This is a genomic window from Mesomycoplasma neurolyticum, assembly GCF_900660485.1.
In the GTDB taxonomy this organism is placed as follows: domain Bacteria; phylum Bacillota_I; class Bacilli_A; order Mycoplasmatales; family Metamycoplasmataceae; genus Mesomycoplasma_A; species Mesomycoplasma_A neurolyticum.
Genome location: NZ_LR214951.1, coordinates 883,554 through 895,704, shown reverse-complemented (window position 1 = coordinate 895,704; position 12,151 = coordinate 883,554). Strand labels below are relative to the sequence as shown.

The 12,151-nt window shown below is 22.2% G+C and carries 9 protein-coding genes and 1 pseudogene; 3 read left to right on the top strand and 7 right to left on the bottom strand.

What is annotated here, in order from left to right; all coding sequences use genetic code 4:
- Positions 1-213: 213 nt before the first annotated feature.
- Positions 214-492, top strand: a complete 279-nt coding sequence (gene rpsT, locus EXC65_RS03715) for a 30S ribosomal protein S20 (protein WP_129720142.1) — start codon at positions 214-216, stop codon at positions 490-492.
- A gap of 221 nt (positions 493-713) precedes the next feature.
- A complete protein-coding gene (locus tag EXC65_RS03710) occupies positions 714-995 on the top strand; it encodes a restriction endonuclease subunit S (RefSeq protein WP_129720141.1) in 282 nt (93 codons plus the stop codon).
- Between the two features lie 717 nt (positions 996-1,712).
- Here EXC65_RS03710 and EXC65_RS03705 read toward each other — a convergent pair.
- The 3 genes from EXC65_RS03705 to EXC65_RS03695 form a co-directional block, all read right to left on the bottom strand.
- The gene (locus tag EXC65_RS03705) at positions 1,713-2,447 is read right to left on the bottom strand and encodes a hypothetical protein (protein ID WP_129720140.1); all 735 of its coding nucleotides are present in this window, start codon (positions 2,445-2,447) and stop codon (positions 1,713-1,715) included.
- Positions 2,448-3,155: 708 nt separating this feature from the next.
- Complete coding sequence (locus EXC65_RS03700; RefSeq protein ID WP_129720139.1) at positions 3,156-4,718, bottom strand: type I restriction-modification system subunit M; 1,563 nt, start codon at positions 4,716-4,718, stop codon at positions 3,156-3,158.
- A 326-nt stretch (positions 4,719-5,044) separates the two neighbouring features.
- The gene (locus EXC65_RS03695; RefSeq protein ID WP_165001349.1) at positions 5,045-5,341 is read right to left on the bottom strand and encodes a restriction endonuclease subunit S; all 297 of its coding nucleotides are present in this window, start codon (positions 5,339-5,341) and stop codon (positions 5,045-5,047) included.
- Positions 5,342-5,425: 84 nt separating this feature from the next.
- On the opposite strand from EXC65_RS03695, the pseudogene EXC65_RS03690 reads away from it, so the two are divergent.
- A pseudogene (locus EXC65_RS03690) lies at positions 5,426-5,800 on the top strand (restriction endonuclease subunit S); the annotation flags it as partial.
- On the opposite strand, the gene EXC65_RS04740 reads toward EXC65_RS03690, so the two are convergent.
- The 4 genes from EXC65_RS04740 to EXC65_RS03670 form a co-directional block, all read right to left on the bottom strand.
- A complete protein-coding gene (locus EXC65_RS04740) occupies positions 5,782-6,321 on the bottom strand; it encodes a restriction endonuclease subunit S (protein ID WP_129720136.1) in 540 nt (179 codons plus the stop codon). The pseudogene EXC65_RS03690 and the gene EXC65_RS04740 sit on opposite strands and share 19 nt — an antisense overlap.
- Complete coding sequence (locus EXC65_RS03680; RefSeq protein ID WP_129719499.1) at positions 6,322-7,467, bottom strand: restriction endonuclease subunit S; 1,146 nt, start codon at positions 7,465-7,467, stop codon at positions 6,322-6,324. It abuts the gene before it with no gap.
- A 105-nt stretch (positions 7,468-7,572) separates the two neighbouring features.
- On the bottom strand, positions 7,573-9,135 hold the full coding sequence (locus tag EXC65_RS03675) for a type I restriction-modification system subunit M (RefSeq protein WP_129719500.1): 1,563 nt from the start codon (positions 9,133-9,135) through the stop codon (positions 7,573-7,575).
- A 666-nt stretch (positions 9,136-9,801) separates the two neighbouring features.
- Positions 9,802-11,970 carry a DUF262 domain-containing protein gene (locus tag EXC65_RS03670; RefSeq protein ID WP_129720135.1) on the bottom strand — a complete coding sequence of 723 codons (2,169 nt, stop codon included), beginning with the start codon at positions 11,968-11,970 and terminating at the stop codon, positions 9,802-9,804.
- Positions 11,971-12,151 lie beyond the last annotated feature (181 nt).

The following is a 12,151-nucleotide window of genomic DNA, read 5'->3' as shown; positions in this document are numbered from 1 at the left end:
AATTTCATATTTTAAATTATAAAACAAAACAATTTTTTTCACATTAAATAAATTATAAAAATACTTTAAAAATAAAAATATTGTTTTAAAAAAATATTTTTGTGTTAAAATTTAAATACTTTTAATTTTTAATAAATATATAAATTTTAATTAAAGTTAAAATTATAAATTATAGAACTAGAATTATTTAAACTTAATAAATAGAGGTGGATAATGGCAAATATAAAATCAAAGATCAAAAGAATTAAAACAAATGAAAAATCCAGAGTAAGAAATGCAGCTATTAAATCAAGATTAAGAAAAGCTATTAAAAAAGCCAAATTGGCTATTGTCGCTAAACAAAGCAATGCTCAAGAATTAGTTTCAAAAGCTCACAAAGAAGTTAATACAGCTGTTTCAAAAGGTGTTTTACACAGAAATAATGGTTCAAGAAAAATTTCTAGACTTGATCTTTTTGTTAACAAAAATTTAAATCCTAGTTCTAGCAACTAATTAATAAATTTATTTTTTTATTTTAATTTATAAATGCATCATTAAATTTTATTCCCTAAATTATAATGATGCATTTTTTTAATTTAAAATATTTTATATTTAAATGTTTTAAAAATAACACAAACTAAATAAAATAATAATAATAATAATAATAATTTTTATAAATATCTTTTTACACAAACGATATTTTAAAATTTATTTTAGGTGATGGAAAACAAAATATGCAATGATGTAAACGAAATAAAGGTATTTATGACATATATTCTTCTAAAACCATTGACGAAAAACCAATAACTAAAATTAATGAATATGATTTTGAAGATTATTATATAACAATTGCTGGTAGTGGAGCTAATTGTGGAAAATTTTTTTATAGAAAAGGCAAATTTTCTATAATGCAAAGTGTTTGATTAATAGTAAACAATCAAACATTATCACTAACAAATATCTTTATTTTTTACTTGGAAATAAAAAAAAGATGAGCGGTTTTGGTAAGAGAATAAGTGCATAACCTAACATAAATAAAAATGATCTAATAGATTTTAAAGTGAAAATCCCATTATTAAATATTCAAAATTCAATATAGATATTATTAAATTTTAGGTTTCAAGTAGTGGAATTTTGATATTGATTTTTTTTTATTTTCTTCAGTATTAATACCTTTAAAGTTTTTTATCATTAATTTAATAAGTTTGATTGTTTTCATTTGTTTTCTCCTTGAATGTTGGTTTTTTAGTTTGGTGTTCTAAGATGGTGTTTCGGTACTTTTGTTATATGAAGAGAGTAGTCTATAAAAATTTATATTAAATCATGAATGTCTACATTAAAGTAAACTATAGTGGACAGTAAAAAAATGCTTACAAATTACAAAATAAATTAAATATAACTCTAAGAAGAAAGGCCTGAATAATTGATTTTTTTTATAAACTACTCTCTTCATATAACAAAAGGTTTAGTTTTAATTGAATAATAATAGTATCTGTTCTAATTGTTTTGCTCTTGTATCATATAACTTTTTCTATAGAAGTTTATTAATAAATTTAAATCAGTACTATTATTATGATAACTATCTAAATAACCTTTTCTTTTAGCAATAAACTTATCACCTTCTCTTGTAACTACTTGATATGCTAAAGACCAAAAGTAGGTATTATTTTCATTTTCAAACAACTCAATATCGAATACAAAGAAATTATTTTCAAAATGACTAACATTTATGATTATTTCTCTTTAAATTTATATGTTATTTTATCTCATGATTCACCCATAGTGTAACGATAATTCTCAACATCATCATACCTAATTATATGATTTTTTTGTTCTAACTTTACTCGATTCATAATCACAGTTCTACTCATAATTCTTTTTTCTGTCACTTCAAGTTTAAAGTTTCTTAATTTACTATTAGTTTTGAGAATCTCTTGTGATTTTTTGTTAAGAAATAGTGCTGTTAAAATACTTGCATACACAAACGCTTCTCTAACATATAGAACTTTTGCTTGGTAGATTTTGTAAATAATTTTTACAGGTTCGAATAATGGGATGTAATCAATCTTTTTATCTTTTGTTTTGTAACCATACTTAGATTTGATATCACTTCTTGTAACAATGTATAACTTATTATTAACCCTATTGTATCAATAACTAGCAATCTTTATATTTTCGTAGACATTAATTACTCTTTTTAAAAAGTAGGTTTCATTTAAATTGTTCATAAATAACTTTGATTTAGTTTTGTTATATTTTATATCTTTAAATATTTCTGGATGCTTTTCTAATAACTTATCTAACTCTTTGTTACTATCTATTTCTATTATTGTTCGATCATCTTCTGCTATGTAAAGGGTGTATTCCCTTCCTTTTTTTACTTCATTAAACATATTTTTTATAATTTTAAACATGTTCTTTTCTTCAGTAGGTCTCTTTTTTATTGATAACTCTTTATATAATTTCATTTTTTCGTCTCCTTGAATATTGGTTTTGTAGTTTGGTGTTCTGATATGGTGTATTGATGCTTTTGTTATATGAAGAGAGTAGTCTATAGATTTTATTAATTTGTGAATGTCTACCCTAAGGTAAACTTAAAAGAGTGATTAAAAAACTTAAACTATGGATCATTAATAAAAAAAAATAGAAAGGAGGCTTTAAACAATTTAAAAATTAGAACAATTAATCAAAGATTTAAAAACATTAAAAGGCACAAACTTAATCCAAATTTCTCACATATTGGAAAACTTTACTATTAACATAGAAGAGTTAAGAAGTAAGGGAATAGATGTTCTAGACTCTGAAGACTTGGACTATTTAGAAAATAAAACAGTTAACCAATTACTTGGGGAAGTTTCTACCTTTGAGGGAATTAATAACTTTTTTGAAGTGATCCACTTCTTACAAAGAGCTGAGGAGAGCACCCCCCCGTGTTTGGCATCTTTTCATGGGGACAATTTGAGCCAATGAGTGGCCAAGAAGTTGCCGAATTAATAAATGATAACCCCGATTGTTTCACTCCTAAAAATTTAGAGAATTAAAAAGTCATTAAGACATACCACTAGTCCCGAATATAGCAATAAGCGATAAAAAATGCTTAAATAATTGATTTTTTATAGACTACTCTCTTCATATAACAAAAGGTTTAATTTTAATTAAATAATAAGAAATAAGTTTTATTTTTCTTTTTCTTGCTCATTAGCAAATTTAATTGCTTTTTTAATAGATTTTTTAACATCAGGAATTAAATTAGTGAACTCATTAAATAAAATTTCTAATTCATTTTCAATTTCTAAAATTTCTGCTTTTAGTTGTTCTTTATCCACTTCTTCTTCTAGTAAATCAATGTATCTTCCAGGTACAAGTGAATAATCATTTTCTTTAATTTCATTTAATGAAACTCTTTTTGCAAAACCTTTGATACTAAAATCTTTATTTAACTTAGCATCATTATAAGCAGAAACTATTTCATTAATATTTTCTGTGTTAAACACTCTAAGTTTTTTAGTAGCTAATTCTCCTAAATTTTCAGCATTAATAAAGATAACATCGTCATTTAATTTGTTATTATTAAAAATTCAGATTGTGGCAGGAATAGTTGTTGTATAAAATAATTTAACTGGTAAAGAAATTATTGCTTCTATTTTATTTTCTTCAAGCATTTTTTTTCTAATGCTTAGCTCTTCTTTTTGCGAAGAAGAAAGTGCACCATTAGCAAGAATAACAGCTGCTCTACCATTTTTATTTAATTTATATAAAATATGTGATAATCAAGCATAATTAGCATTCGTTGCAGGCGGTAGTCCTCATTTGTATCTTGGATCATCTGAAGCATTTTCATTTTCTCATATTTCAAGATTAAATGGTGGATTTGCTAATACAATATCAAATTGTTCAAAACCACTTAAGTCTTCTTTGAAAGTGCTTTCTGCTTTGGAACCAAGATATGTATCATCAGGATCAAAACCATTTAAAATTAAGTTAATTTTTGCTAATTTTCATGTTGTAGATGAAAATTCTTGACCATATACTCTCATTTGGGTTATATCTTTTTTATGTTTTTCTAAATATTTTTTAGCTTGAACAAACATTCCACCTGTTCCACAAGCTGGATCATAAATTTTACTATCGCTGTCTGGAGCTAAAATAGCAACCATAAGTTCTACAATTGATTGTGGTGTGTAAAATTCTGCACCATTTTGACCTTGTTTTCTAAAAAAGTTTCCTAAAAAATATTCATATAGTCCACCTATAAAATCTTCTTTAAGTTCAGAAAAATTAATGTCAGAAAACTGTTTAATTACTTTACTTAATTTTTGTTTGTCTAAATCTTCACGACTAAAATTTTTTTCAAATAAACCTTTTAATGAATTGTTTTGTTCTTCTAGCGCTAATAAAGCCTCATCGATTTTTATCCCAATTTCTTCTTTACTTATATATTTTTGAATATTTGATCAGCTGGCACTTTCTGGCACAATAAATTGAACATCATACCTTTTAAGTAAATTTAAATCTTTTTTTGCTAATAATCATTTTCTTTCACCATCATTCAAATATTTTTTTCTAATTTGTTCTCCTGCTTTTTCATATTTATCAGACATTGCTTTTAAAAATATAATAGCAATAATAATGTGCATATATTGTTCAGAAGAAACCTTCCCTTTCATTTCATCACATGATTTTCATAATTTTTCTTTGATTGAATCAATATAATTGATTTCGATATTTTGTTTGGACATTTTTTTACCTCTTTTTTTTTTTTTTGAATTTAATATATAAATTCTTATATATAATTTTTAATTAAATAGCTAAATAATTATTTAAAATTGCATTTATTTTTAGATGCAATAATATTATAACATGAATTATGAGTTTTTTTACAAAATTTTTATTTTTTATTAAAAATTTCTTTTTCGTGATTTTGAAAAGTATTTTTTTGTTTCTTTAATTAATATCTTTTATTGAATTTTGTGTTTTTAAAGGAGGAATTTTTACACTATATAATATAATAAATCATTATTGCTTAAGAAACTTTGAGCAGGACCTTTAGCGATTGTGTTTAAATTTAATTGCTCATTTTTAATAAATAAAATAAAAATTTTGTATCTACAATATTATTATCAAGTTTTAAAACAAAAGAGTTACTTGTAGTAGAAAATTTCTCATTTACATAAATAACTGTTCCAGCATATGGACCATGACTTGTAATTAATATATATTCATTATCAAAAATAAAAGTATTAAGTTTACCAAAAATACCATTATTTTTTGTTTTTGATGAATAAACATTAAATTCACCATTTTCTAGTGTTTCATTTTGTTTTATATTTTTACCTTTTAAAAATTTAACAATTTTATTCAATTCATAAATTGCTATTTACATACAAAAAAACATACAAAAACCCAACGCATTTATTTTTTAAAATGTGTTGGGTTTTATTTATAAATGGCAATTTATAAACTTGGTGAAATAATTCAAGTAATTTCAGGTAATAGCAAACTTACAAAAAAATATGTAGATGTAAATAATGGTGAATTTGGTGTTGTATCTAGTAGTTCATTTAATAATGGAATTTTCGGTTATATAAATACATTTATGTATGAAAAAGGAATTACAATTTCTAAAGATGGTAGTATTGGAAATGTTTTTTGACAAGATAAACCATTTTCTATTAATACAGGCGCATTTTTAGTTAAACCAAAAGATTTAAGCATTATAAGCGAAAAATATTTATTTTTTCTTTTAAAAACAAAAGAAAAAAGACTAAAACAAATAGGTGATGGCAGTGTAATCAAACATATTTATGCAAAAGATATTAATAACTTAGAAGCTATTATTCCTGATTTGAAAACCCAAAATTCAATAATAGATATTATTGAATTTTGGATTTCTAAAGGTGGAATATTAATGTTAAATTTCTTTACTAAACTTAAATTTAAATTTTTTTGTGTAGTTCCTGAAGAAAATTTTAAAAAATTATTTTTATTTTTTATTAAATAAAAATATAAATATTTTTGAATTACAATATGTGGGTTTGGAATGATTTTGCAAAAAGACTGATTAATATATAAATCATTATTTTCAAAGTTAATTGCAACAATTCCAGGTGTAGCGTACATAGAATAAACCATTTCATTTTTATTCAATTTTATTAATTTGTGTTTTAAAGGATCAAAATTATATTTTCCAATTTCACCTTGAATTTGATTACTTTTTAAATTTTTAACTAAAAGTCAATTGACTCCACCATATTCACTTTTAAAAGCTTCAATATTTTTTACTCCATTAGGTCCTCTACCAGAAATTACATTAGAAATTTCCCCAAGTTTATAAATTGCCATTTATGAACTCCTTTCTTTAATTTTTTTAAATATAATTTGATTATTAATCAAAATTATTTTCTGTATTTTATTTTGTATATTTGTTAATATTTTTATTAATTTTTCAAGTTTATTTATAATTAATATCATTTTTTGTTGATTTGCTAATGTTGGAAGTGAAAGTGTTAAATTTAAAATTGTTAAAAAATTTATTCCGCCCAATAATGTTGATGTTTTATTTTTTTGTTTTCAATTTAATCAAAAATTTGAATAATTAAAATATTTAAAAAAGTCTTTTTGAATTTTAGTTTCATCAATATTTAATTTTACTAATGAGCTATCAAAAACAGCTGAGTTTTCTTCATAAATATTTTGAATTCCAAAACTAGGTTCTGGGAATCTAGTAAAGAAAACATCATTTTTGTTAGCAAAAAAACTTTCTAATTTTTCATCATAAAATGTCATTTTGTCATTTAAATTATTATTTTTGAAACTCTTGTAAGTTAAAATATATAAATTATTTTTTTTATCATCTGACTCAAAGTTAATTTTACCCATTTTATATGGTTTTTGTTTATCTAATAAATCAGATAATAAATAATTTTGTTTATTACTTTTATTCATAACATAATTAAGTGTTTTAACTAATAAATTATTAATTTGAAATATAGGATTTTCAAAAAATTTTTCAAAAAATACAAGACTTTCGTTTGTTTTTTTTCAATTTTGAACAATTTCTTTTTGAATACTTAATTCAGGAATACTTAACTTTAAGCTTTTTAATTTTTTCAAACTTAAACGTTTGATTAAATCTCCCTCAATTGCATATTGACTAATTTTAGCATTTAGTGATTTTAATAGTAAATATAAAAAATCTAAAATTACAATATTTTTATTTGGTTTTACAATAATTAAGTGTGATGTAGCACTAAATTTATATTTCCTTAATGTTATAAAAATATTATCTTCAATCCCTAATCTTGGCAATGTAATACAATTTTGAAAATTAAATGTCTCAACTTTTCCAATAATCCCATCATTTTTGGAAGTAGATGAAATTAGAGGGTATTCGCCTTTGCTTTCTGTTGGTTTTTTTAAAATTTTACCAAGATAAAATTTAGCTATTTCTTCTAATTTGAAAATATTAGTATTTTGAATTTGTTTCATATTACTTTTCCTTATTGATTTTAATTTTTGTAGTTATAAAATATTTTTTTGCTTTTGTTTTATGGAAAGACTGTTGCTAATTAAATAAATAATAATGAATTGATTCTATTTTTCTTTTTCTTGCTCATCAGCAAATTTAATAGCTTGTTCAATAGATTTTTCAACATCAGGAATTAAATCAGTGAATTCTTTAAATAAAATTTTGAGTTCATTTTGAATTTCTAGAATCTCTGCTTTTAGTTGTTCTTTATCCACTTCTTCTTCTAGTAAATCAATGTATCTTCCAGGTACAAGTGAATAATCATTTTCTTTAATTTCATTTAATGAAACTCTTTTTGCAAAACCTTTGATACTAAAATCTTTATTTAACTTAGCATCATTATAAGCAGAAACTATTTCATTAATATTTTCTGTGTTAAACACTCTAAGTTTTTTAGTAGCTAATTCTCCTAAATTTTCAGCATTAATAAAAATAACATCGTCATTCAATTTGTTATTATTAAAAATTCAGATTGTGGCAGGAATGCCAGTTGTGTAAAATAATTTATCTGGTAAAGAAATTATTGCTTCTATTTTATTTTCTTCAAGCATTTTTTTTCTAATGCTTAGCTCTTCTTTTTGTGAAGAAGAAAGTGCACCATTAGCAAGAATAACAGCTGCTCTACCATTTTCATTTAATTTATATAAAATATGGGATAATCAAGCATAATTAGCATTTTTTGTAGGTGGTAGTCCTCATTTGTATCTTGGATCATCTGAAGCATTTTCATTTTCTCATATTTTAAGATTAAATGGTGGATTTGCTAATACAATATCAAATTGTTCAAAACCACTTAAGTCTTCTTTGAAAGTGCTTTCTGCTTTTGAACCAAGATGTGTATCATCAGGATCAAAACCATTTAAAATTAAGTTAATTTTTGCTAATTTTCATGTTGTAGATGAAAATTCTTGACCATATACTCTCATTTGAGTTATATCTTTTTTATGTTTTTCTAAATATTTTTTAGCTTGAACAAACATTCCACCTGTTCCACAAGCTGGATCATAAATTTTACTATCGCTGTCTGGAGCTAAAAGAGCAACCATAAGTTCCACAATGGATTGTGGTGTGTAAAATTCTCCACCATTTTGACCTTGTTTTCTAAAAAAGTTTCCTAAAAAATATTCATATAGTCTACCTATAAAATCTTCTTTAAGTTCAGAAAAATTAATGTCAGAAAACTGTTTAATTACTTTACTTAATCTTTGTTTGTCTAAATCTTCACGACTAAAATTTTTTTCAAATAAACCTTTTAATGAATTGTTTTGTTCTTCTAGTGCTAATAAAGCCTCATCGATTTTTATTCCAATTTCTTCTTTACTTATATATTTTTGAATATTTGATCAGCTGGCACTTTCTGGCACAATAAATTGAACATCATACCTTTTAAGTAAATTTAAATCTTTTTTTGCTAATAATCATTTTCTTTCGCCATCATTCAAATATTTTTTTCTAATTTGTTCTCCTGCTTTTTCATATTTATCAGACATTGCTTTTAAAAATATAATAGCAATAATAATGTGCATATATTGTTCAGAAGGAACATTCCCTCTCATTTCATCACATGATTTTCATAATTTTTCTTTGATTGAATCAATATAATTGATTTCGATATTTTGTTTGGACATTTTTTTACCTCTTTTTTTTTTTTTTTGAATTTAATATATAAATTCTTATATATAATGTTTAATTAAATAGCTAAATAATTATTTAAAATTGCATTTATTTTTAGATGCAATAATATTATAACATGAATTATGAGTTTTTTTACAAAATTTTTATTTTTTTTATTTTATTAGTTTTTCAAATATGTTGTTTTAAATAATAAAAATATTAAATGTAATAAATCAATATAAAAAAATGAAACATAACAAATTAAAAAAATTAAAATATTAGCTATATTTAAACAAAATGAAATTAAGTAAATAGATTATTTTTAACAAAAAAAACAAAACACTAATATTAAATGCTGTTAAATGCTGTGTTTTGTTTTTTTAAGATTTAATATAAATTTAAAAAATAAATTAAATGTTTTTATTTAAATAAACCAAAAAATATATAAAAATTGTTAAATTAAAAAATTTTATGTAAAGTGAGTATTTGTGTTTTAACAATTAGTTGAAAAATAAACAAAATTTAAAAAAATTATAATTAAAAGCGTTTTGAAAAAAATATAATAAAATTTTTTTAAATTATTTAATGTAATAAACTATTTTTGCAAAGATATGATTTGTTAATTTTGTAATTAGTTTTTGTTTTAAAACAAATATTAATGTTTAAAGTTATACCTTATATTATTTATTATTTAATTTGAAAGTTATAATTAAATTACCATTTGTAAATATTGGAACTTTTTGAATTAAAATTTTTATATTATCCAAAATTTCGTTTGTGGAAATTTGTGTATTAATATAAACATCACCAATAACTCTGCCATCATTTTCTAACCCTCTTTCATTTGAAATGAAAGGCAATCCAAAACTAAAAATAGCTTGATTTACAAATTCATACAATTTTTTAATAATATTAGTTAAAATCTCCATTCAATGATTAATTTGTTTTTCTTCACCAAACAAAGAGTATTGAATTGGAATCTTATCATTTGTATCATATATATTGTCAACTGATAAAGTAGTATACATTGTATTATCAATAATTTTAAATTCATTATCATTTATATTTTGAATTTTTGGAATTAAATTAACTAATTCATCAAAATCATGTTTAATTTCTAATTTAAAAAAATCAGCTAACAATTCAGTTCTTTCTTTTATTTCTGATTCTTTTCAATTTATAGCATTCAAAATAGTACTATTAGTTTTTGAATATTCAAAATTGTCAAGAAGCAATATTTTATCTTTTAATAAATTTGATATGGAATCATTTTTTTCATTTTTAGTTGGTTGTGATCGAAGCATTGCTCAATTACCAATTAAACCAAAGTAATTTTCATTTAAATATGTATATTCTAAACCCAATGCATCTTTTCAATTAGTAGCTAAAATAGGATATATTAATTTTTTGTATGCTTTATTTTTGATGCTTAGACGAGTGCTGTCTTCTGCTCAGTTTGCAAAACCTTTTTCTGCTATATTTAAAATTGTATAACCTAAATAATCTTTATTTTTTAAACCTAATAATTGTTTATCTATGAGCGCATTATGTACATCTTGAGGTGTTGGCATTTTATATGTAGGATATGAATGAAGCGTTTTAACAAATTCCATTAAAGATAATAAATAATTTTCATTATTTTTTATTTTATTTTTAAATGCTTTTTCATGAAATTGTATAAATATTTCATTATAAGTTGCATTGACTTTTGCAATAGATTGTCTAACGAAATAATTAATGAAAAATTTTAATGTATTTACCAATACTTTTTCATCTATTATTTTATTTTTATAATCATCTAATATTCAATAAAATAATGGATAAGAATCATCTGGGGCAAAAACATTAATTTTATTAAGTAAATTATTAACTACTGGTGAAAAAATATCATGCCTTTTTTTTATTGCATAAAAATATTGTGAAAACTTATACAAATCTTGCAAAACATCTAATTTTGTTTTATTTTCCAAATATCTTTTAAAAATTTTATATCAATTTTTTTTATTTTTTCCCTTTCTTTTTTCTTCATGTTTTAGTGTTCCGGCAAAATACAAAAAAGATTTTATATATTCATCAAATAATTCATCTTTTTTTAATAATTCTTCCATTGGTACTCAATAATCATTATATGCTTTTTCATTTGCCTCGTCAGCACCAAGTAATAATGAATTCCTAATTAAATCTGACAACATTAATTCTTTACCTGTAGAATTAATTCTTTCAAAAATTTCTTGTGGGTCATCATTTTTATTATCTAGCATAATAAAAACAATAGTAAGTTTTTTAATAGAATTAAAAATAATTGTTGCTAATTCAGAATATGAATAAAATTCTAACTTTTTTTTGAATAAATACATAAAATGATTGTAATTTTTTCAAATATTTGAATCTAAATCTCTTTCTGATAATTTGTTAGTCATTAAATAAATTAATTGCTTATTATCGCTAGAAATAGGTTTTAATTTCAATTTATTTTGCAAATGAATTTCATCAAAAGTTGAAAAGTTAAAAAGCAATTCTTCAATTTGTTGCATTTGATTCTTAGATTCAAAGTCATTACCATTATCCAATGTATCATATAGAGCTTTTAACAACAGATAAATCGTGGTTAATCTTTGTTGACCATCTACAATAGAAAAGACTCTTAAGTTATTTATTTTTTCATCTTCAACCAAAACAATCGAACCTAAAAAATGTTGTTTATTTTTTTCTTCAGTTTCAAAGACATCGTCAAATAATTCTTCACAGTGTTCTTTTTGTCAATCATAATTTCTTTGATAAACAGGAATGATATATTGAATATTGTTTTTAAATAATAATTCAGCTATGTTATTTTTTACTATTTCCATAATTTTAAATTATAAAATAAAAAGCATTATTTTTTCATAAAAATAAAACTTTAATTCAAAAACAAAATACATTATTGTTAGAAAGTGTCTAAATAAAATATTATTAATATTTATGACTAAAATTGTATAAAAATAACTTAATATTTTTTTGTTTTTATATTTTTTGATTAATGCAAAAAAA